Here is a 20,754-nt window from a genome sequence, read left to right as displayed (position 1 = left end):
ACTTGTGCGGTTCCTCCCAGAGCAACTCATCGATCATCTTGCGGTTTTCCGTCCGCAGGTGGCGGATGCCGCTGACTATCACCCGGGTCTGCGCCTTGGTCAGGATCCCGTCGCGCAATCCCTGAAGAGTTTGGGGTAGGTCCTCGATGAGGATCCGGGAGTAGTTCACGAATTCGACACCGCGTCGAGGGGAGAGGTGCAAGGCCAGCGCCACATCGCCACGAATACCCCAAGTGGGGTTCTTCTCACGGATTCCGCGGGCCACCCGGTCACTTGAGACTTCATTCTCGAAGGCGACCACTTGGTCCGATTGCTTGGCGCTGGCCGAGCATTTCAACGCCTCAAGTGCGCCAAGGGTTTCGATGGCTGCGTAGGGATCAAGCTGCACCGCCGACGAGTTCAGGACTTGGGCGAGGATCCTCAGCCCGGCAACGCCGCTATGGGCGATGTGCTCGGACACCATGGAATCCATGTCCACCCCGTGCTCCACAAGAGCCGCGTAGGACAGGTCCTGGGTATCAACGCCGGAAGTGTTGAGGCCAGTTGCACTGCTTGATGACGTCTTTGCCATACCCCAATTATAGTAGACATGAACGACACTTTGGAGTTATCCACAATAGTATTCGAATTTAAATTCGAATATACTTCGTGTGGTGGCTTCCAGTGTGTAGATGTCACTCTCAGTTCAGCGCCGCTGGACCAAATCCATTGTCTAGTCCAATCGTGCTTTTCACATCGAGCCTCGGGTGCGTGCGCCAGCAGATCAGCGATGGCTGTGGACCCGGAGATGCTTGCGGCCAACGGCGAACGCTCTTCGGCCCGGGACGTTCCCCCTGATCGCAGCGCACAGAGCGCATCTCCCAAACAAGTGGCCCGGAATGCCCATCATCCGAAACGCCTCCCTGCATTCCTGGGTCGCCACCACAACGAGGCTTTGGCCAAGAACCGGTGCCAACGACCGGGGTCAACGATACGAGACGACGATTATCCGGGGGGGCACACTGGGCATCAAGCCAGGGGCAGATCAGTGGAAGAAGTCTCTTCCCGCGTGCAGTTGCTTCTCTGTGGCCTGTCGCGCGCATCGCAAGCTTCTTGAGCGTTGACACCGCGGAAGGCAATCGAGGCTCTCCCGTGTCACCGGAAATGTGCACGATCTACGCCACTTCAACAGGCTGCACCGTGAACGACCTGCCATCGCGGCCGCGGAGCTCGATGGCGGAACCCCGTTGAGCCCGGCTGTCGAATGGTACCCGCACGCTAAGAAAATACGTCTGCGCCGGCTGCAAGACGAAGTCGCAAGATTCGTCTGGCAACCGGCAAGCGCCGCTATTCGCGCCTAGAAAGTGCTGGCGTCAATGACGAACCTATAGCGGACATCGGAGGCCAACACCCGTTCGTAGGCCTCATTGATCTTGCTGGCCGCGATCACTTCGATCTCGGAGCCGATCCCGCGCTCAGCACAGAAATCGAGCATCTGCTGCGTTTCGCGAATGCCACCGATCATGGATCCGGCGAAGGTCCGCCGTGCCCCGATCAGGGAAGATGCCTGCACCGGCAGGGGCTCGGCGGGAGCACCGACACTGACCAACGTACCGTCGAGACCGAGGAGCTGCAGGTAGGCGTTGATATCGAGGGACGCGCTGACGGTGTTGATGATGAGGTCGAAGCTGCCGGCAAGCTCGGAGAACGTGGCTTCATCGCTGGTTGCGTAGTAATGGTCCGCACCTAAGCGCAGGCCGTCTTCCTGCTTCTTGAGGGACTGGGAGAGTACCGTCACCGTGGCTCCCATGGCGCAGGCGATCTTCACCGCCATGTGGCCGAGCCCGCCCAAGCCAACGATGGCAACGTTCTTGCCGGGACCGGCACCCCACCGGCGCAGCGGTGAGAATGTGGTGATTCCGGCACACAGCAAAGGTGCTGCGACATCGAGCTCAAGGGCATCGGGGATGCGTAGCACGAAGTCTTCGGTCACCACGATGTGGGTTGAATAGCCGCCCTGCGTCATGGTCCCGTCGCGATCAATGGCCCCATAGGTTCCGGTGTTCCCGCGCAAGCAGTATTGCTCCTCCCCGGCTTGGCAGTTGGCGCACTGTCCGCAGGAGTTGACCATGCAGCCCACGCCTACCCGGTCGCCCACAGCATGGCGAGTGACTGCAGAGCCGACCTTGGTCACGATTCCGGCAATCTCGTGGCCGGGTGCCAACGGGTAGCTCACTTGGCCCCAGTCGCCGCGGACCGTGTGGATATCAGAGTGGCAAATACCGGAGTACTTGATTTCGATCAGGACATCGCTAGCTCCGACATCCCGACGTTCGATAGTGATCGGCACCAGATCTTCGGTGGCGGACGGTGCGGCATAGGCCGTAACTCTAGACATTCTCTACTCCTGTTGGGCATGCACTGAATGGATTCCGGTGGCACCATTGGTGCAACGGATCCTTGGCCCTGAGAATTCCTTCGTCGGTCGATTCGGCGCTTGCGGCCCAGCATGGACAGACCCCAGGCCGCTGCCGGGTCATCGACCCGCACGTGCACTCCGGGGGTTCGGGCCCTGGGTCAAACCAGTCTGCCCCCCCCCAAGATCACTGCGATCGCACTCAAGACAGCAACGGGCTAGGACCGGACTGACCGTGTTGCCGCACTTCGGCTACCTCGTCCCCGAGTGACTCTCGTTCCATGCGCATGCAGTATTCCAATCTCATTCTCCAGCCCGTCGTCCATTGCCAGTCACGTGGAACGCTTAGACCGGGCTTGTGGCTGGGGGCATGCCGGGCACAACTCGATTGACGTGCCTCAAGCTACAGACGTGAGCGGTGAAATCCATCGAGGCAACGGCACCTGTTTTCAGGGTGTAGGGATCTTGGATGCTCGGCAGATGAAGCTTCAATCCCCAGGCCGGATGGCACATTGAGATTTTAGCTTGTGCACAAATAACATGTGTGCAAGGATTATAGAATGAACGTCGAGCGAAGCTCCCCGGAGCCAGGACCCGACCCTCTCGAACAGATGGTCTGTTTCGCGCTTTATGCCGCTTCGCGGGCAACAAACCGCCACTACGTCGCACTGCTGAAGCCTTGGGGATTGACCTACCCTCAGTATCTGGTGCTGGTCTTGTTGTGGTCGCACCATAGCTTGGCCGTCAAGGAAGTCGCCGAGCACCTGAAGTTGGATTCCGGCACAACATCACCGTTGATCCGACGGCTTGAGTCCCGGGGCTTCCTCACACGGGAGCGCTCAATTGACGATGAACGCACGGTGATTGTCTCGCTGACCGCCTCCGGGGCCGCGTTGCGGGAAGAACTTGCTCACATCCCTGGATGCGTTGCCGAAGCCACCCAGCTCACGGCGTCGGACGGGGAATCCGCGCTCATGTTGCTGCATGGCGTAGCGAAAAATCTCATCACCGCATCGACTGACGCGGAGAACACAATAAAAGGACGAAATCCATGAACCCCCTGTACACGGCCGAAGCGCTCTCCACCGGCGCGGGACGCAATGGCCATGTCACCACCACGTCCGGCACCATAAGCCTCGATCTGGCGACCCCCAAAGCAATGGGCGGATCCGGGGGCGGCGCCAACCCCGAAGAACTTTTCGCCGCCGGCTATGCAGCATGCTTCCACTCGGCATTGCAGATGGTAGCCCGGAGCCAAAAGGCCACCCTCACCGACACCTCTGTCGGCAGCCTGGTACACGTCCTGCCCAACGGGGACGGCGGCTTTGTCCTCGCGGTCACCCTCGAGGTCGTTATCCCCGAGATGGCGCACGAGCAGGCTCAGGCCTTGGCCGAGGCGGCCCACAAGGTCTGCCCCTATTCCAACGCAACCCGCGGCAATATCGAAGTCACCATCAACGTCACCGACGACTGATACTCCGCTCCGGCCCCAACAACTTACCTCGGGAGTTATCTTGCATGACCTGACCACCACCACCCGAACCCTTGGCAGGCTTTCCTTGGGAGGGATCCTGCTCAGCGCAGGCATCGGCCACCTCACCACGAAGCGGCAAGAATTCCACGCACAGGTCCCGGACTGGGTGCCGCTGTCCAAGGACACCGTGGTGCTGGCCTCCGGGGCCGTCGAGGTGGCCCTTGGTGGCGCACTTCTCGCGTTGCCCCGGCACAAGAAGCGGGTCGGACAGCTGACGGCGCTCTTCTTCACGGCGGTTTTCCCGGGCAACATCAGTCAACTGGCCACCAAGACTCCGGCTTTTGGTCTTGACACGGACTCCAAGCGCGCCGCACGCCTTGTGTTCCAGCCGCTGCTGGTCGCCTGGGCCTTGTGGTCCACACGCACCGCCAAGAAGGCCTTGACCTGACCCCGGCGCCTTCACGGCGCCCCCGACTCCCTCTTGCTTCGAACGAAGCACCAGTCCAACAGCTGATTGAGAGCACCATGCGCGCCCTGACCCATGACCAATTCGGAGACCCCACCGAGGTCCTGAGCATCACCGAGATCCCGCAGCCCGATCCCGGCCCCGGCGAAGTACGCGTCCGGATGCTCCTTTCCCCGATCCACAACCACGATTTGTTGACGATCCGCGGCGCCTACGGGTTCAAGCCCACGATGCCGGCGCGCGCGGGCACCGAAGCCGTTGGCATCATTGACATACTTGGAGATGGCGTCGATTCACTTGTCCTCGGTCAGCGCGTGGCCACCGGAGGCACCTTCGGAGTTTGGGCCGAGTATTTCATTGCCCAGGCCTCGGCCTTGGTCCCCATCGCGGACGCCATCTCCGACGAGGTCGCGGCACAGCTGATTTCCATGCCCTTCAGCGCCATCAGCCTCTTGGACTCCCTGAAGCTGAATCCGGGCGACTGGTTGGTCCAGAATGCCGCCAACGGCGCCGTGGGGCGCCTGGTCGCACAGTTGGCTGCGGCACGCGGCATCAACGCCATCGGCTTGGTGCGCCGGTCCGCCGGTATCGCTGAACTCGCCGCCCAGAAAGTCGGCAACATCGTCGCGACCGACACCGAGGAATGGACCACGCAGGTTCACGATTTCACTGGCGGTGCCCCGATCATTGCCGGCGTCGATGCCGTGGGCGGGGCCTCAAGCGGTGAATTGCTCTCCTTGCTGGCCGAAAACAGCACTCTCGTGGTGTTCGGGGCCATGGAATCGCCGGTGATGCAGATCAATTCCTCGGACATCATCTTCAAGCAGGCAACCCTCCGTGGCTTCTGGGGAAGCAAAGTGAGCACCACGATGGCTGCCCCGAAGCGCGAGGCCCTGATGGGAGAACTCATCAAGCACCTTGGTTCCGGTGCGCTCACCCTCCCGGTGGAAGCGACCTACTCGTTCCACGAGGCAGGTATTGCGGCCCAAGCGAACTCCGAACCGGGGCGCAGCGGCAAGATCATGTTGCGTCCATAGCTTGTCGCCGGCGGCTCACTGGTGGGCAGCCAACACGTCCGAGAGCTCCTCGGTCTTGACCGCCAGTGCGGCGGCCGTGGTGCGGATGAAGACGATAAGCCAACCAAAGACGATCCCCACCACGGCGAGCTCAAAGGCGGTGAGGTTGTAGTATTCCAGCGGCTGCCACAGCAGTGCCGCGCCCACCAGCCCCAGGAAGCAGAAGAACGACAATAGGTGGAAGACCCAGGGGAATCCCGGGAGCCACAAGGTTGCGCCCAGCAGCAGCACCACGATTATTCCGGCCGCGAAGCGCACGATGAATGCGTGCATCGTGGGGGCCACGTTGACCGGGACCAGCCCGATGCTCACCACGCAGATCCCCAAGCCCAGCAGGCAGGCGCGCACCACGCCCGGTCGGGGCCTGATGAACCTGGCCCGCGGTTTACCCAGGACGTCGGCGAACCTGTCGTTCATCACCGCCAGCAGCGCAACGTTGCGCACGATGAACGCCGTCAGCGTGCTGAGCACCAGCCCAGAGACCACCAAGGTGACATTGAACGTCCAGAACGAGGTCAGCCCCGAATCCCTGGTCCCGAGCGAGGAAAACATCGAGTGCCACCAGTAGGGGTTCTCGGCGGCCAGCATGCTGATGAAAACCCCGGTGGCCATGAAGATCGCCAGCAGGGCCGCCAGGGATTGTGCGGTCACCCGGGCGGCCGAGACCAGCGCGACGTAGCCGGCGATCCCGGCACACACCCCCACCATCAGGCTTGCCGCATACCTGTCCACCGTCAGTCCCCTGAACGCATCCTGGAAGATGCGGAAGGTGATCAGAGCGGCCATCGCTGAGATCGCGGCGTGGATGATCATCAGGGCGAAGGCGTTGAGGAACTGCCGGTACCGGGAGAGCGCAAGCAGCCAGTCCTGCGTCCTGACAAGGACAGTGAGATAGCCCAGGACGCTGCCGGCGGTTGCCGCAAGCGCAGCAACAACCGATGCGTAGATGGCCACCGAACCGGTACCCGCAAGGCCTGGCCGGTAACTGGAGAACGCGATGAGCCCCACCACGATGCCCAGCAGCGTGCAGGTAAGCCCGAGCCAGAGGGCCCGGCTTTCGCTTTGAAGCTGCATATCGGCAGAGGGCTCACGCTGCCCGGGTCCTCGTTCGCTGTTCACACCCATGATTCTGCCATTGAGTGCACATTGGGCCTGCCTCTGCGCGCGAACCCGTGCTTGTCAGGTCACCAGCGGTTCCAAACCCAGCCTTTCGGCCAGATAGGGCGCCGTCCGGGAGTCCGGGTCCGCAGCGATCCGCTCAGGGGTTCCGGTTGCCACGATCCTTCCACCAGCGTCGCCTCCTGCCGGACCCAGGTCGATGACCCAGTCCGCGGCGGCCACCACGTCCATATGGTGTTCCACCACGATCACCGTGTTAGAGGCATCCACCAACCGGTTCAGTTGTCCCAGCAGCAATTGCACATCGGCCGGGTGCAGCCCGGTGGTCGGCTCGTCGAGCAGGTAAAGCGTGTGTCCGCGCCGGGCACGCTGCAACTCCGTGGCCAGCTTGATGCGTTGAGCCTCGCCACCGGAGAGTTCCGGTGCAGGCTGGCCCAGCGCCAGGTAGCCCAGGCCCACCTCGCGCAGCGTGATCAAGGAGCGTGCCGCAGCCGGGATCCCGACCAAGAACTTTGCTGCCTCATCCACGCTCAATTCCAGCACCTGCGCAATGTTCTTGCCCTCGTAGGTGACTTCAAGGGTTTCGGGGTTGTAGCGCGAACCGTGGCATACCGGGCATACGCCGTAGCTTCCGGGAAGGAAGAGCAGCTCGATTTCCAGGTAGCCCTCGCCCAGGCAGTTTTCGCAGCGCCCGCCGGCGACGTTGAAAGAGAAGCGACTCGCGCCGTAGCCGCGTTCCATGGCCAGCTCGGTCTGCGCGAATGCCTTGCGCACAGCGTCGAAGAGCCCGGTGTAGGTCGCCAGGTTCGAGCGCGGGGTCCGCCCGATCGGCTTTTGGTCCATCGCCACGACGCGGTCGATGCCGCCGGCACCGCGTACGGCGCCGATCACCGCCTGGTTGGTTTCGGTGTCAGTCTCCTGGCCATTGGAATCCGCGCCCGCGGCCGGCTGATCCAAGGTCTCCCCGCGCAGAGTCTGTGCCAGGGCCTGGCTGACGAGGGTGGATTTTCCGGAGCCGGAGACCCCGGTGACGACGCTGAATACACCGAGCGGGAATTTCGCGTCCAGGTCCACCAGGTTGTGCAGGTGAACCCCATCGAGCTCCAGCCACCCGGTGGCTTCACGCGGTTCCCGGATTCCCTCGATGGTGTGCGGATGCCCCAGGAACTTGCGGGTCACCGAGGCGGAAACCTCTTGAAGCCCGGCAACCGGACCGCTATAGAGCACCTGCCCGCCGCCGGAGCCGGCTCTGGGGCCCACATCGACGACCCAGTCGGCGCTGGCCACCACATCCATGTTGTGTTCGACCACGAACACCGAGTTTCCTGCTGCTTTCAGTGCCTCAAGGACAACAAGCAGCGGTTGGGCGTCGGCGGGGTGCAACCCGGCCGATGGCTCGTCAAGTACGTAGATCACGCCGAAGAGTCCCGAGCGCAGCTGGGTGGCGATGCGCAGACGTTGCATCTCCCCCGGGGACAGCGTCGGGGTCCCCCGCTTCAGGCTCAGGTAGCCCAGGCCCAGCGCGGTGAGCACTTCGATGCGCTCCAGCAGGTCCGCGGCGATCGAGGCGGACACCTCGCTGGCCGGCTGTCCGTCGCGTTCAATCACCGAGAGCGGACGCAGCACCTCGGCCAGTGAATCCAGTGCCGTTCCATTGAACGCCGCGATGTTCAGACCAGCAACGGTGACATCGAGCGCCTCGGGGCGGAATCCGGTTCCCGAGCACGTCGGGCACGGACCTGAATGCATGAATTGAAGCGCCTTGGCACGCATCATCTGGGACTTTGATTCCGTCACCGTGTGCAATACGGAACTTTTCGCGCTCCAGAAGCGTCCCTTGTACGGCTTGGCGACGCGATCGCGCTCCGGAGTCACCTGGACAACCGGGTGTTCATCCGTGAACAGCAGCCAATCCCGATCCTTCTTGGGCATCTCCTTGAAGGGCACATCCACGTCGTACCCGAGCTGCGTGGTGATATCGCGCAGGCTCTTGCCTTGCCAGGCGCCCGGCCACGCGGCGATGGCTCCCTCGCGGATGCTTAGCGAAGGGTCCGGGACCAAGGATTCCTCGGTGACGGTGTGCACGATGCCCAACCCATGGCATTGGCTACAGGCGCCCACCACGGTGTTCGGGGAAAAGGAGTCCGACTCAAGCCGCTTGGCCCCCTGAGGGTAGTCCCCTGCCCGGGAATAGAGCATCCGCACGGAGTTGGACAGGGTGGTCAGTGTGCCGACGGTGGAGCGCGAAGACGCGGTGCCACGGCGCTGCTGCAGGGCCACCGCCGGGGGCAGTCCGGAGATGAACTCCACGTCAGGGGTATGGCCCTGGGCGATCAGCCGCCGGGCGTAGGGCGCCACCGATTCCAGGAAGCGGCGCTGGGCCTCGGCGAAGATCGTGCCGAAGGCCAGGGACGATTTCCCTGATCCCGAGACACCGGTGAACGCGACGATGGCATCACGCGGGACGCGCACCTCGACGTTCCGGAGGTTGTTTTCATTGGCTCCACGCACATGCACGAACCCGTCATGGGTTCCGGACGCGGGAAGTCTCGGGGTGTCCTGTCCAATGTTGCTCATCTTCCCCAGCCTATGCGTTTGTCCAGTTCTCCGGCCCCCGGATGACCAGCAGTTCCCGCAGAGCGAACCTCCTTGATGTACTGTTCCCTACTCAATTCCCTCTCTCACCTGCACCAGCGGAACTGATAGCGGCCTTGGGCCCGGCAGGTAGGCTTTCGTGAATTGCGAAGTGGCGCCAGGATGCGCCGAGCAGCAGCGACAGGAAGGGGCGCGGCTACCCATGTTCTTTCTCCGGCTCGGGCATCTTCATGATCGATAAAGGCACCCACCTGATGATCCTGATGTGGTTGCACGTGGACTACACCTGCTGCCTAGCCGGGTCCGTCAACCCCGTTCTCGGGGCGTTGTCCCTCTTCGGGGGCGTTTCGGGAGGATTGCTACACCGTGATGTGCGGCATCGGGCCGTGTTTTCCCTTGGCGAAACTCCCGGGCGCGTCCTTCGCAGTGCGTGATACGTTCCTTATATAGCTACATTTCACAGGTATCCACGCCCGACGCCACGGCGATCGGACATCGAGGAGGCATCAATGTCAGCAAAAAAGACAAATCACGCGGGATACACCGTTCCCGGGCTCACCTTGGGTGATGGGCACAAGGTCGCAGACGCCCTACAGATGCGGCTTCACGCACTGAACGACCTGCAACTGACCCTCAAGCACGCGCACTGGAACGTCGTGGGACGCGACTTCATCGGCGTCCACGAAATGCTCGACCCGCAGATCGAACTGGTTCGCACCATGGTCGACACCTTGGCGGAGCGGATGGCGACGATGGGCGTTTCGCCCAACGGGCTGCCCGGCGACCTGGTCAAGCAGCGTGGTTGGGACGACTACGCCATTGATCGCGCCACCACCACCGAGCACCTAGCGGCACTTGACCTGGTCTACTCCGGGATCATCGAATCGATGCGCAAGACCATCGAAGCCGTCGGCGGACTGGACCCGGTCACCGAGGACATCCTGATCGGCCAGACCGCGGAGCTCGAGCAGTTCCAGTGGTTCATGCGTTCGCACCTGGAAAGCAGCGATGGCGAACTGCTCAACGACGCCGCGCGCACCGAGAAGGGCGCTGCCAAGAAGGCCAAGTAGCCGCCTCGATGCCCGCCGCACTGCCACAACGGCAGCGCGGCGGGCATTTCTGCGTCCACACCCCTTCGACGCGGTTTTAGCGTTACGAGATCCGGCCCCCTTCGGCCTGGGCCGCCGGTAACGGTTCGTTGGCCATCAGGGTTGAAACGAATCCCGCCACCGCGGCGGCGCCATGTTCGGCCATCACGATCAAATAGTTGTTGGCCCCTTCAACCAGCGCAACATCAAGGGCAGGGATCCATTGTTGCCACGCCGCCACATAGACCGGGTCATAGAGCCCGGGCTCGGTTCCCATGAGCCCGGGCGGGGATTGCAGGAATTGCACCGGACGCGCCGGCTGGTCCAGGGCGATTAGAAGCGAGGATCCGCGGTGCAGTTCCGCGGTGTCCTCCGCCAGCGCCCGGTAGCTCGTTGAGGCCTTCAGGTGCGGCGGCGTCCCTTGCGGGTCATAGTCGACGTAGTTCTCGACGAGCTCGCTCCAGTCGTTCGCGAAGGCCGGATGCCTGGCCCAGAAGTTGCGGTATTCCTGTGTGGAGGATATCTCCATCTCCAGCCGTTCGGCGGCCGGTCCCGGTATCGCCTGGATGATCTGGTCATCCTCAAGGCCCTCGGGCACCTGCAGCGGCAATCCACCGTCGGGGGAGAACAGGTCGGCCGTCTTGCCTGCGTCCTCGATCGGCTTGACCATGACGGTCTCGACCTCGTTATCGGCGGCACCCGGGAAGTAGTGGGTCAAAAAGGAGATCTTTTCCCCGGCGTCCCCAAAGCCCCGTAGGTGGCGATGTCGCCAAGCCCGGTGACGATCGGTGCCTTTCGAAGGCTCCCTGCTGGTCCAGTGCCTGCCACATTCCACCGGAGGCGGCCCGGCCCATGCGGCAAAGACGAGATCCGGCTTGCTGTCGGTGAGCTGGCGGGCGAACGGGGTGAATTCGGTGACGTCCTCGGGAACCAGGATGTCGCTGACCTCGGCCCCTTTGGCACCGAGCACCGCCTTCACCGCTGCTAGGTTGCCCTGGCCAAACGCGTTGTCCTGGGCGAAGACGGCAACCTTCTTGCCCATGAGGGTCATCAACTAACGTGTCGGCGGTTGCCACGTCCTGCAACGACTGGCGTCCGGAGCGGAAGGAGTACTTGTTCGCACCGGTGACCGCATCGGTGGCGGCCGGCCCGGGAATGTAAAGGACCTTGTTCTGCTCGGCCTGCTCCACGAGCTTCAGGGCGATGCCCGAGGATGCCGTCCCGGCCAGGATCTTGGAATCCTTGCCGATCAGTTCCTTAGCAAGGGTGACGGCCTAGTCCGGGTCTCCGCCGTCATCGTGGTGGGTGATGTCCATCTCGGGCTCCCCCATCTTGCCCGTGCCCTCGGTCGCGTAGTCGAGTCCGGCCTGAAGGCCCTCGTAGTACGCGTTGCCCTAAGCCGCCAGCGGTCCGGTCTTTGAATAGACGATCCATGTTCACCGGCTAGGAGGTGCCCGAATCACAGGTTGCCCCGGCTCCGGGGTCCGCGGTGGGAGCACACGCGCTCATCGTCAAGCCGGCCGCAAGAACTGCGGCGGCCAGAAGCTTCTTTGTTGCTTTCACGAAATTGACTTTCCTTGCGGAGCGTCCCGCCCTTGGAACCGTCCCGCATGTCGAGTGTGGCCTTACATTCCAGTAACCTGAAAGGTGATTCAGGTAACAGGTCAACACCATGGCGTACCTCACGCGCCTGTCATCGACTCGAGGTAACGATTTCGCACTCGAGGATCCTGCGCGGCCCTCGCCTATGTTTAAACAATGGGTGATTACTATTGCTACCGCTACCTCGTTCACGACAAGAACGGGAGGCAAGGTATCTACGTCGGTCAATCCCGAAGCTACTTGCGGGTCCTCTCGCATCTTTCATCCTCCAGCAACAAAAAGCTGAATGGGCTTTTGTCCGAAGCGGACACCTGGCCCCTCATCCAGGTCTTCAGGCTCCCCCTGCGTTGCATGGGCGATCTGACCTTGATGGAAAGCGCTCTCATCAATGAGATCCAACTGGAAATCCCGGCGCTTCCCGTTCAAAACCGCGAAATGCTCAACGGCCGCGAGGAACAAGGCACCCGCTGGTTTTCAACGCCCACCGAAGCGAACAGGATCGAATACGCGCAAAAACTCGACTCCGCACTGCTGCCCGGACAGCTGCACGAGCTGCGCAGCTGGGAATACTGCCACGGCGAAAACCTCAAAGCGACGAATGACGCCCTGCAAAAAGCGACTTCGGCGTCAAAGGACCCGGTGGAGGCACAAGACACCATGGGTATCCTGCCGTCTTTCGGCACAGCAATCACACGGCACTCCTGGGGTGGCCTGGCAGCCGTTTTGAAGAAACGCGGAGTGGACTCCGCCCTGGTGGTTTTCGTGAACGGAGACGAGCTCGCAGATGGCCGGATCCCGTTCAGCCCATCGGCCACCGGGGCAGCAAACAGTATGGCGATCGCAACGCGTGGGCTTCGGTATTGGCCGGTCAGCGATACACGGCGCCCCACCGTGTCCCAGCGGTTTCCCCGGGCCGTCATTGCGGTGACCGGGTCGAAGGAGTTCCGCATCATCATTGGTGCTTGGCCGGTTGTCCAAGACCAGGAGTCCCTGACCCACGGCGTCTGGCAGGTGGATGAAACCAGCAAGGACCCGGGTATCCGCGACCTGGTTGGGCAACTCCTTGATTCAAGCATCGAGTTCAGGCAAAGCAGCTATCCGATATTCCAGCTATCCACCCACAACGGGCAAGCCATCTGGTGCGGAGGCAACGGAAGCCATGCAATCACCGCTGCGCAGGATAGTTTCGAGACCGAACGCAGTGCCGGCGCCACCCGCTAGGAACGCAGTATATCCAGCGCAAAGGCCCGCTCAAGGTCCACCGCACGGGCCGTGTTGCCATCCTTGAGCACCGCCATCCTGAAGGCCTTGGAGATCGCGCTCCAGCGCTCGCCCACCGGATGATAGCGGTAAGCCTCCAACGGGCTGCCGTCGGCATAGCCATAGCCGATCAGCTCCATCCCCTGGCGGATGTGCCGATGGACCGTTTCCAGGTCAGACTCCGTGGATCCGGCGGTGGCGATCAGCCCCAGCATCGTCGCGTCGTAGACCGCCTCGTCCCTCATCGAAGGGTGCGCGCGCTTGACCAGGTGCGCCCACAGCTTGGCGGGGTCCTTGGCCACACGCACGCCCGCCGGCGTGGCAACCAGCTTCCTGCCCTGGGCCTTGAGCAGGCCAAGGTCCATCAGGGCGCGGCGGAACCGCAGGACGCTGCGCACATTGACCTCCGTCTTGCCTCCGAACTCCACGACCCATTCGTTCTCCCAGCCGATCCCGCCGATCACCGTTTGCAGCACCGCCGGGGAGAGATATCCCGCGGCGGTCAGTGCCAGGCCCTCGCCGGTGCAAGCGTTGATCCACCAGCGGATCGAGGCCATGGCCGCCGGTGCTTCCTCGGGCATCACCGGTGGGCCCGGCGGGGCAAAGACGTCCACGCCCACCTTGTACAGCGCCGAGGCGAACGGGGGCCGCAGGTAGATGGGAAGACCCGAGAGCCAGGTACCCACGACGGTTCCGGTGGGCGGGATCCCCTCCAGCGCCAAACCAATGAGCATGTTGGCCTCGCCGACGTCGAAAGCCTCGGGATCCACCGGAGTGAAGTGGCCGATGCCGGAGGTGAACCACTGAAGCATTTCCTGCTGCTCGGGCTCCAGGGTTTCGGCCTGGCGCATTTCCAGCAAGCGGTACCATCCACCCAGCCCACCACAGTCCTCCACCGGCACGCGCATCGCGCCATCAAGGACCTGGGCTTCGGGTTCGGCGGGGTTCCGTGCCCTGGAGGATTCCTGCGTGATCAGGTGCATCCAGCTGTCGCCGAGATCGTATTCGTACCAGAGCGTTCCGCCGGCGCGGGCCAACGCCTTGCTCAGCGTCGTTCCGGTCTCGTCCTCTCCCTCAAGGCCTTCCTCGATACTGTTGGCCATCAGCCAGGTGACGGTCCTGGCATGTTCCTCGACGCTGTTGATGAGGAAGGGGTTGCGGTCCATGTAGAGGTGCAGGTGCGAGTCCGTCCAGCCCAGGGCGGCCCGCAGGACGTGGTGGAAACGTGCCAGGGTCATGGACCCGTCAACCTCGATGCGCCGCCAGATCGCGGGATCGGAACCATGGAGCTGGATATGCAGCATGTGTTGGGTATGCAAATTCCTCATGCCTCCAGTCTGGCGCACCCGATAGGTATCGCGCATCCCGGGTGCACGGATGCGCCCTGGCCCGGATTTTGGCCCGTGCGTCCGTCACATCTTCAACTTCCCGGGCACGGCATGGCAGAATCCGATCAGCTGAGAAACGAAGGACCCGACCCGTGACCACGACCCAATCGAGTACCCCGCACCTTGCCGGCGGCAACGCCGCCTGGATCGTGGTGGTGATCGCCGGCATCACCGCAGCCCTCCACATCTGGAAACTGCCCGCAGCCCTGCCGTTGATCCAGGAAGACCTCGGCCTGAGTCTGCTGGCCGCCGGGGTATTGCTGGGGATCGTCCAGGTCGCCGGAATGCTCGGTGGCCTTGCCGTGTCGCTGTTGGCCGAGGTCATCGGCGAGCGCCGGACGCTGTTGGTGGGACTGCTGTTCCTCAGTGCGGGCTCCGCGCTGGGCGCAATGTCGATCGGGGCCAACACGCTGTTGGCCTCACGTGCCATCGAGGGCGTGGGGTTCATCGTGGCCACCGTGGTGAGCCCGGGCCTGATCCGTCGCCACGCGCCGTTTAACCGGGTGAACATGGCCGTTGGCTGCTGGAGCGCCTATCAGGGAACGGCAACGTTTGTGGGCTTGCTCGGCAGCGCGTATTTCCTGCAGGTCGGCACGTGGCAGATGTGGTGGTGGGTCATGGCCGTCGTCACCCTTGTTCCCATCCCCTTGGTGCTGCGCATCATCCCGGCGGATGTCCCCCACGGTTCCCAAGGTGCCAAGGCCGCCGCGGGACGGATCGGGATCACCGCCCGGTCGCCCAGGGTCTGGATCGCCGGTGTGGTCTTTGGCTGCTACACGATCCAGTGGATGGCAGTGGTGGGCTTCCTTCCCACGATCTACGAGCAAAGCGGCATGGGCGGAACCCAGCCGGGCATCCTTTCGGCCATCGTTGGCGGGCTCAACGGGGTCGGTGCGATCACTACCGGCATCTTGCTGCAACGCGGGGCTCCGCCCAGGATGCTGCTGTTCATTTCCTTCATCGCCATGGCAGTAACCAGCTTCCTCACCTTCGCCGTTGACTTCTCCGGTGTTCCCGGCGGTTTGGGTTGGCAGGTCGCTTGCGTCGGCACGTTCTCACTTATCGGTGCCATGATCCCGGCAACGATGACCCGGATGGCCGTGGACCTGGCTCCGAAGGGCGGCTCGGCACCGGCGGCCATGGGATTGATGCAGCAAATATTCAACATCGGAAACTTCACCGGCCCGATGGTCGTTGCATGGTTGGCCATGACCACGGGAGGCTGGTCCTCCACGTGGTGGATGACCTGCACCTTCGCGGCCGTGGGCATCGTCCTGTCCGCGGTTCTGGTTGGCAGACGCGACAGCATGGCGTTTTCACACCCCTAGGTTGTCCCCGCAGGGTCACATGAAACACAAGGTGCGTGCACATCGAAAACTCAGGAACGGCATTTAGAGTTAGTACTACCTCTTGAAGGTGCGAGTGATGAGAGCACCGGTTGGAAGCCAGTCTTCCAGCCGGTGCTCAAGCTTTTAAGTTGCCGGTCTAAATCAAAAGTCCGGAAGTCTTCGAAGAACGGGGCGCAGATCCGGGGATCACCATCTGGTCGGGCTTCTTGGATCGTGCTCGAGAGACAGCTCGAACATTCGTGGTCAGGCTGCAGGGGAAAGCCTCCCAAATTGACGTATCGTCCGGTTGCCCTTCACCGAAGGGCCCTGCTATCCCCGCGGGTTCAACCGCCTGATGTCCGCACACACCACCATCACCCAGCCAAGGATCCCAGCGAGGCAAATCCGCTCGGCCAGCCCCAGCAGTGACGGCCACATCAGGGTGGTCATTCCCAGGGACGCGAGCCCGAAGGCGGCAATCGCCGCAAACGCGAGTGCCCCGGGAAAGGCCTTGGCCAGTTCCGGGCCGAGGCGTATCCAGCGGGTCAGCACGATGATGCCGGCCAACGCAGCAAGGAATCCTAAAGCGGCCACGCAGAGATGCACGGTGCCAATCACCGTCGCGGTCCCAGTGGACCCGGTATCCACGTCGGCCGGGAAAAAGGCCAGGACCGCTGAGCACAGTCCCCCAAGGAACATAAGAACCACACCGGTATCCCGTAAGCGGGAAACCGGAGCCACCCGGTTTATGGCGGCGATCGCGCACAAGGTGGTGACGGCCCGACCAAGAAAATTCAGGTTCATGATCCACCCGAACGGGCCAACGGCAAGGTTGCTTTCGGCATCGCTGAACACGCTGTAATGCGGCGGAAGCAACTGGAGCACAACGTCAACGAGAATATAAACGGCGACGCCGGCCATAGCCGAGGTGGCAAATCGCCGTCGGGCTCTCTGCGGTGTCGGCGGGCTCATCCTTCCAGCCTTCCACAGCAGCGCTCTTTCGCCCGTACGCCAACGGCCCGTTTCAACGCACAGAGCGTTCTTTGCGCCGATTGGTCCGGCTGCTGCTCTTTGGCTTCAGGTCTTCATGAACGGATTCTTCGTATGTGCCAACGCCACCTATTCACACCCGGCATCATGGCTCGGCACATCAAATCCATAGGTTGGCAGCTTAGAGTCATAAGTACCTCATGAAGGTGCGAGTGATGCGAGCACCGGTTGGATCCAAGGTTTCTCCCCCGAATCTTCCAGCCGGTGCTCAATTTTTTAACTCTCCGGACCCACTATGGAAATACACGGTTTCCTTGCCGGGCCCAGAGGTGCACAATCGAGGCATGGACACCATGTCCGCGCAGCAGCGCTCGATACTCATGTCGAAGATCAGGGCCAAGGACACCAAGCCCGAGCTTTTCGTGCGCGAGCTGTTGCACGCCGCGGGATATCGGTACCTGCTCCATGGACGCATCGCGCACGGAACGCTTGAGCGCCTGCACCGCCAGAGCCCGGATATTCGGTTGCCAGGAAACAAGTTGCCCGGCAGCCCCGACATCGTCTTCGCTGCGCGGAAACAAGCAGTCTTCATCCAAGGTTGCTTCTGGCACTTGCACAGCTGCGCCGCCGGGATTCATGCCCCGGCGACGAATGCCCGGTTCTGGGCCGCAAAGCGCGACCGCACCGATGAGCGCGACGGCCAAAACGCCGAAGAGCTCAAGGCGTTGGGATTCTCATCGCTCGTGCTGTGGGAATGCGAGCTGACCGATCCCGAGGCCGTTCTCCAGCGGTTGGCCCTGTTCCTCGGACCTACCTCGGTTTCCCGGCAAGAGCGGAGCGGTTAGGCGGCAGTGCGGTCCCAGCCGAACTTCTGCTTCAGCAACCGGCTCCACTTGTTGGCGGCAAGGGCAGGATGCAGCAACGCAATGCCGACGCAGTATTTGCTCATGCCCACCGGGCGGATCCGCATCGCGGACAGCGCCGCGTCAGCGGCACCGCGGCCGTCGGTGCTCTTGGTCTCGATCACAAACAGGTCCGGGCCGTGGATTGTGGTGCCATCCTGGGAATAGACCAGGTTCACGTCGCAGGTCAGGCGTTCCTCGTCCAACGGGTTCACGAAGGTGCCGCGGACATAGTCGCTGCGCATCACCGCTTGAAGGTGCGGCATCCCCTGGTGGTACTCGGTGGCCAGGCGCTCGGTGAGGAACGCCGCCGCCTGCTCATTGATGATGTCCCGGTCCCCCAGGTCGTAGGGAATCCGGTGTTTCACCGTCGCCCCGCGCAAGCCCTTGAACTTCGCCTCGAACATGCACAGGCCGGTGTCCGCGTAGGTGCGTGTGCGGATCTTGTACCGGCGGCGCCGTCCCTGCTTGTGCGCCGTGAACATCTGGAGGTCGGGAGTATCGAAGTACACCGACTCGTAGCTGAACAGTCTGCGGTCCTTGATCTGCATGATCCTGAATGCCGGGCCGAGCCTGTCCATCAACTCGGTGAACTCGACGGCGTTGAGCAGGAATTTCTTGTCCACCCGGGTTTGCAGGGCGGCCTCGCTCACGACCTCCTCAAGGGAGATCGGGTTCGCCTTCCCGGCAACGGTGTCAAGGGCCAGGGCGCAGGATCCGGCCAGCATCTGGGTTTCGGGCCTTTGGATCGTGGTCATTGCTATCGCCCCTGGTGCTGGGCAAAGCCACGCTCGTCGGGGGTCTGCGCTCCCGCATGCGCTGGAACCGGAATCGACTCGATTGATGGCGCCTCAAGCATAGTGCTGCGCTTGCCAGCCGGGGCGTTGGTGCGGAAGCGCACATCGACGATGGTCAGGTCGCGGACCATGTCGAGTTCAAGAACCAGCGTGCGCAGGATCTTGGCGTCAAGAAGCTCGGTGAGTGCGGCGTTCAGCTGGTGGGGCTGCGGGTAGGCCGCATCCAGCGTCACGGTCTGGTGCATGGTGCGACGGCCGAAGGCCGGGTGGTCGGCAACGAACATGACCAGGACCATGGCAGCGCTCAGCGCCGGGGAGAGCCAGAAAGGATCGGGGTGCAAACCGTTGATCAGGCCGATGGCCAGGGAAATGAAGTAGTAGGCGACTTCTTCCTGGGTCAGGGTGTTGGAACGGAGTCGGATGATCGACAGGATGCCGAAGAGACCCAAGCCAAGGCCGGCGCCGGCGCCTGAACCGTTGAGCAGCATCGTCACGCCGAAGATGCCCATGTTCAGTGCCAAGTAAGCCAGAGCCAGGTCCTTGCGGAAGTGCCGGCGGTAGTAGACGACACAAACCAGCAGAATAATTGCAACCATGTTGGCTGCCAAGGCTATCCAAAAGTTCATCATGTCGAACTCCAATCTTCTCAGGGACGTACGTTATTCCTCTGACTAGTACTGTATGGAGCCTTCATGAGACCAAAAGGAGAAGCAGATGAGAGATCTCTCATCTAAGACCCAGCTCCCGGACAGCCTGCACGCAGCACAGCACGAACCGGGCTCCGGTGCGAAGTTGCCCGGCCCCTGTTGAAGCATCAGCTTGCGCAGCCGGGGAGTCCAAGGGGTAGTGAAAGACGTCCAATCCTGAGGCAAAAATCTGCTGGATCGAACCGACCGGCGGCCAACGCTCCGGTGTGCAGTGTTACTGCTCTTGCTGGTAGACATCCGGGATGCCGTCGGTGTCGGCATCGACGCTGTCCCGCTCCTGGATCTTGCGGTATTGGCGGTTACGGCTGCCCAGCAGGATCGAGGCCAGGAGTGCGGCCAAGACCGAAGCCACCAGGATCGCGACCTTTGCATGGTCGTTGGCACTGGTTCCCAGACCGAAGCTGAGCTCGGCGACCAGCAACGACACCGTGAAGCCGATACCGGCCAGCAGGCTGACACCTATGAGGTCAACCCACCGAAGTGCCGGATCCAGCGTCGCCTTGGTGAATCTGGCCGTCACCCATGTTGCACCAATGATTCCGATGGGTTTGCCCAGGACCAGGGCCACAACGATGCCGATGGCCACCGGATCCACCAGTGCCGAGGCCAAGCCCTCGAACCCGCCGATGGCCACGCCGGCGGAGAAGAACGCGAAGACCGGTACGGCGAAACCCGCGGAGAGCGGGCGGAACCGGTGCTCAAAAAGCTCTGCCAAGCCCGGACCGGTGGATTGTTTTTGGTCCTTGGCGCGGTGGCGGACCGGAATGGTGAAGGCCAGCGCGACCCCGGCAACGGTGGCGTGGATACCAGAGGCGTGCAGCAGTGCCCAGGCGATGAATCCCAACGGGAGCAAGATGAACCAGGCCGCCGAAGGGTTCAGCCCGAAGAAACGGCGGTACTTCTGGGCCAGGAATCCGTAGAGCGCCATCGGCACCAAGGTGAGCAGCAGCGCAGTGGTATTGATTTCGCTGGTGTAGAAGATCGCAATGATGGTGATGGCCATCAGGTCATCGAACACCGCCAAGGTCAAGAGGAAGATGCGCAGCGGGGTGGGCAGGTGTGAACCGATGACCGCCAGCACGGCAACGGCAAAGGCGATGTCGGTGGCCGTGGGGATGGCCCAACCGGAGATGGTTTCCGGACTGTTCCAATTGATCGCCGCATAGATCAAGGCCGGGACGACGACGCCGCCCACTGCCGCGGCGACGGGAACGATGGCCTTGGAAACATGGCGCAGATCCCCGGCGACAATTTCCCGTTTCAGCTCGAGGCCCACCAGGAAGAAGAACACCGCCAGCAGTCCATCGGCGGCCCAGGCCCCCAGGCTCAGCTCCAAATGCCACGGCTCGAAGCCGACCTTGAAATCGCGCAGTGCGAAATAGCTTTCAGCGGCCGGTGAGTTGGCCCAGATAAGGGCGATGACCGCGGCGAAGACAAGCAGTGCCCCACCGATGGTTTCCTTGCGGAGGATTTCGCCGATGCGCAACGCTTCAGCGTAGCTGCCGCGTCCGATCAGCGGTCGTGTGGGAACGGGTTTGAGGCCCATAGGCGTAGGTCCTTAAAGTGG

Annotated in this window: 17 protein-coding genes and 1 pseudogene; 8 read left to right on the top strand and 10 right to left on the bottom strand. The window is 62.5% G+C overall.

Annotated elements, in window-relative coordinates; all coding sequences use genetic code 11:
- Together ABEA12_RS14950 and ABEA12_RS14945 are read right to left on the bottom strand one after the other, a co-directional pair.
- A pseudogene (locus ABEA12_RS14950) lies at nucleotides 1–571 on the bottom strand (HNH endonuclease); the annotation flags it as partial.
- Nucleotides 572–1,336: 765 nt separating this feature from the next.
- Nucleotides 1,337–2,377 (bottom strand): NAD(P)-dependent alcohol dehydrogenase, encoded by a 1,041-nt coding sequence (locus ABEA12_RS14945; protein ID WP_210099518.1) that lies wholly within the window; start codon nucleotides 2,375–2,377, stop codon nucleotides 1,337–1,339.
- A 578-nt stretch (nucleotides 2,378–2,955) separates the two neighbouring features.
- Between ABEA12_RS14945 and ABEA12_RS14940 the strand changes: the two genes are divergently transcribed.
- The 4 genes from ABEA12_RS14940 to ABEA12_RS14925 all read left to right on the top strand — a co-directional run bounded on the left by ABEA12_RS14940 (nucleotide 2,956) and on the right by ABEA12_RS14925 (nucleotide 5,372).
- On the top strand, nucleotides 2,956–3,450 hold the full coding sequence (locus tag ABEA12_RS14940) for a MarR family winged helix-turn-helix transcriptional regulator (RefSeq protein ID WP_345468784.1): 495 nt from the start codon (nucleotides 2,956–2,958) through the stop codon (nucleotides 3,448–3,450).
- On the top strand, nucleotides 3,447–3,869 hold the full coding sequence (locus ABEA12_RS14935; RefSeq protein WP_210099517.1) for an organic hydroperoxide resistance protein: 423 nt from the start codon (nucleotides 3,447–3,449) through the stop codon (nucleotides 3,867–3,869). Before ABEA12_RS14940 ends, ABEA12_RS14935 begins: the two co-directional genes overlap by 4 nt.
- Before the next feature lie 40 nt (nucleotides 3,870–3,909).
- A complete protein-coding gene (locus ABEA12_RS14930) occupies nucleotides 3,910–4,317 on the top strand; it encodes a DoxX family protein (RefSeq protein WP_345468781.1) in 408 nt (135 codons plus the stop codon).
- Between the two features lie 77 nt (nucleotides 4,318–4,394).
- Nucleotides 4,395–5,372 carry a zinc-binding dehydrogenase gene (locus tag ABEA12_RS14925; protein ID WP_210099516.1) on the top strand — a complete coding sequence of 326 codons (978 nt, stop codon included), beginning with the start codon at nucleotides 4,395–4,397 and terminating at the stop codon, nucleotides 5,370–5,372.
- 15 nt (nucleotides 5,373–5,387) lie between these two features.
- On the opposite strand, the gene ABEA12_RS14920 is transcribed toward ABEA12_RS14925, so the two are convergent.
- A complete protein-coding gene (locus tag ABEA12_RS14920) occupies nucleotides 5,388–6,530 on the bottom strand; it encodes a hypothetical protein (protein ID WP_210099515.1) in 1,143 nt (380 codons plus the stop codon).
- 60 nt (nucleotides 6,531–6,590) lie between these two features.
- Entirely contained in the window at nucleotides 6,591–9,107 is a 2,517-nt protein-coding gene (locus ABEA12_RS14915; protein WP_210099514.1) for an excinuclease ABC subunit UvrA, read from the bottom strand.
- A 527-nt stretch (nucleotides 9,108–9,634) separates the two neighbouring features.
- Here ABEA12_RS14915 and ABEA12_RS14910 point away from each other — a divergent pair.
- Nucleotides 9,635–10,195, top strand: a complete 561-nt coding sequence (locus ABEA12_RS14910; protein ID WP_210099513.1) for a Dps family protein — start codon at nucleotides 9,635–9,637, stop codon at nucleotides 10,193–10,195.
- Between the two features lie 82 nt (nucleotides 10,196–10,277).
- Here the strand turns inward: ABEA12_RS14910 and ABEA12_RS14905 are convergent, their stop codons facing one another.
- Nucleotides 10,278–11,255: an ABC transporter substrate-binding protein gene (locus ABEA12_RS14905; protein ID WP_210099512.1), complete on the bottom strand. Its 978-nt coding sequence runs from the start codon at nucleotides 11,253–11,255 to the stop codon at nucleotides 10,278–10,280.
- A gap of 911 nt (nucleotides 11,256–12,166) precedes the next feature.
- On the opposite strand from ABEA12_RS14905, the gene ABEA12_RS14900 reads away from it, so the two are divergent.
- Complete coding sequence (locus ABEA12_RS14900) at nucleotides 12,167–13,036, top strand: hypothetical protein (RefSeq protein ID WP_210099511.1); 870 nt, start codon at nucleotides 12,167–12,169, stop codon at nucleotides 13,034–13,036.
- On the opposite strand, the gene ABEA12_RS14895 is transcribed toward ABEA12_RS14900, so the two are convergent.
- Nucleotides 13,033–14,403 (bottom strand): plasmid pRiA4b ORF-3 family protein, encoded by a 1,371-nt coding sequence (locus ABEA12_RS14895; RefSeq protein ID WP_210099510.1) that lies wholly within the window; start codon nucleotides 14,401–14,403, stop codon nucleotides 13,033–13,035. The two genes, ABEA12_RS14900 and ABEA12_RS14895, sit on opposite strands and share 4 nt — an antisense overlap.
- Nucleotides 14,404–14,555: 152 nt before the next feature.
- On the opposite strand from ABEA12_RS14895, the gene ABEA12_RS14890 reads away from it, so the two are divergent.
- Nucleotides 14,556–15,791: an MFS transporter gene (locus ABEA12_RS14890; protein WP_210099509.1), complete on the top strand. Its 1,236-nt coding sequence runs from the start codon at nucleotides 14,556–14,558 to the stop codon at nucleotides 15,789–15,791.
- A 330-nt stretch (nucleotides 15,792–16,121) separates the two neighbouring features.
- On the opposite strand, the gene ABEA12_RS14885 is transcribed toward ABEA12_RS14890, so the two are convergent.
- Complete coding sequence (locus ABEA12_RS14885; RefSeq protein ID WP_210099508.1) at nucleotides 16,122–16,763, bottom strand: DUF998 domain-containing protein; 642 nt, start codon at nucleotides 16,761–16,763, stop codon at nucleotides 16,122–16,124.
- A gap of 362 nt (nucleotides 16,764–17,125) precedes the next feature.
- Between ABEA12_RS14885 and ABEA12_RS14880 the strand changes: the two genes are divergently transcribed.
- On the top strand, nucleotides 17,126–17,626 hold the full coding sequence (locus tag ABEA12_RS14880) for a very short patch repair endonuclease (protein ID WP_210099507.1): 501 nt from the start codon (nucleotides 17,126–17,128) through the stop codon (nucleotides 17,624–17,626).
- Here the strand turns inward: ABEA12_RS14880 and ABEA12_RS14875 are convergent.
- The 3 genes from ABEA12_RS14875 to nhaA all read right to left on the bottom strand — a co-directional run bounded on the left by ABEA12_RS14875 (nucleotide 17,623) and on the right by nhaA (nucleotide 20,733).
- Nucleotides 17,623–18,441, bottom strand: coding sequence for a polyphosphate polymerase domain-containing protein (locus ABEA12_RS14875; RefSeq protein ID WP_210099506.1), 819 nt, complete (start codon nucleotides 18,439–18,441; stop codon nucleotides 17,623–17,625). The genes ABEA12_RS14880 and ABEA12_RS14875 overlap by 4 nt on opposite strands.
- A 2-nt stretch (nucleotides 18,442–18,443) precedes the next feature.
- Nucleotides 18,444–19,109, bottom strand: a complete 666-nt coding sequence (locus ABEA12_RS14870; protein ID WP_210099505.1) for a DUF4956 domain-containing protein — start codon at nucleotides 19,107–19,109, stop codon at nucleotides 18,444–18,446.
- Nucleotides 19,110–19,401: 292 nt separating this feature from the next.
- Nucleotides 19,402–20,733: a Na+/H+ antiporter NhaA gene (gene nhaA, locus ABEA12_RS14865; protein WP_210099504.1), complete on the bottom strand. Its 1,332-nt coding sequence runs from the start codon at nucleotides 20,731–20,733 to the stop codon at nucleotides 19,402–19,404.
- Nucleotides 20,734–20,754: the final 21 nt, after the last annotated feature.

It is taken from the genome of Paeniglutamicibacter antarcticus (genome assembly GCF_039544305.1).
GTDB classification, from domain to species: Bacteria; Actinomycetota; Actinomycetes; order Actinomycetales; family Micrococcaceae; genus Paeniglutamicibacter; species Paeniglutamicibacter antarcticus_C.
The sequence above is the reverse complement of the archived record's forward strand: the minus strand, read 5'-3'. Positions and strand labels throughout refer to the sequence as shown.

Bases quoted from the DNA above. Each gene is read 5' to 3' on its own strand.
- ABEA12_RS14910 (WP_210099513.1), top strand. From the start codon at position 9,635: ATGTCAGCAAAAAAGACAAATCACGCGGGATACACCGTTCCCGGGCTC.
- ABEA12_RS14895 (WP_210099510.1), bottom strand. From the start codon at position 14,403: ATGAGGAATTTGCATACCCAACACATGCTGCATATCCAGCTCCATGGT.
- ABEA12_RS14870 (WP_210099505.1), bottom strand. From the start codon at position 19,109: ATGATGAACTTTTGGATAGCCTTGGCAGCCAACATGGTTGCAATTATT.
- ABEA12_RS14900 (WP_210099511.1), top strand. From the start codon at position 12,167: ATGGGCGATCTGACCTTGATGGAAAGCGCTCTCATCAATGAGATCCAA.
- ABEA12_RS14880 (WP_210099507.1), top strand. From the start codon at position 17,126: ATGGACACCATGTCCGCGCAGCAGCGCTCGATACTCATGTCGAAGATC.
- ABEA12_RS14905 (WP_210099512.1), bottom strand. From the start codon at position 11,255: ATGGGCAAGAAGGTTGCCGTCTTCGCCCAGGACAACGCGTTTGGCCAG.
- ABEA12_RS14945 (WP_210099518.1), bottom strand. From the start codon at position 2,377: ATGTCTAGAGTTACGGCCTATGCCGCACCGTCCGCCACCGAAGATCTG.
- ABEA12_RS14915 (WP_210099514.1), bottom strand. From the start codon at position 9,107: ATGAGCAACATTGGACAGGACACCCCGAGACTTCCCGCGTCCGGAACC.
- ABEA12_RS14940 (WP_345468784.1), top strand. From the start codon at position 2,956: ATGAACGTCGAGCGAAGCTCCCCGGAGCCAGGACCCGACCCTCTCGAA.
- ABEA12_RS14935 (WP_210099517.1), top strand. From the start codon at position 3,447: ATGAACCCCCTGTACACGGCCGAAGCGCTCTCCACCGGCGCGGGACGC.
- ABEA12_RS14925 (WP_210099516.1), top strand. From the start codon at position 4,395: ATGCGCGCCCTGACCCATGACCAATTCGGAGACCCCACCGAGGTCCTG.
- ABEA12_RS14885 (WP_210099508.1), bottom strand. From the start codon at position 16,763: ATGAGCCCGCCGACACCGCAGAGAGCCCGACGGCGATTTGCCACCTCG.
- ABEA12_RS14875 (WP_210099506.1), bottom strand. From the start codon at position 18,441: ATGACCACGATCCAAAGGCCCGAAACCCAGATGCTGGCCGGATCCTGC.
- nhaA (WP_210099504.1), bottom strand. From the start codon at position 20,733: ATGGGCCTCAAACCCGTTCCCACACGACCGCTGATCGGACGCGGCAGC.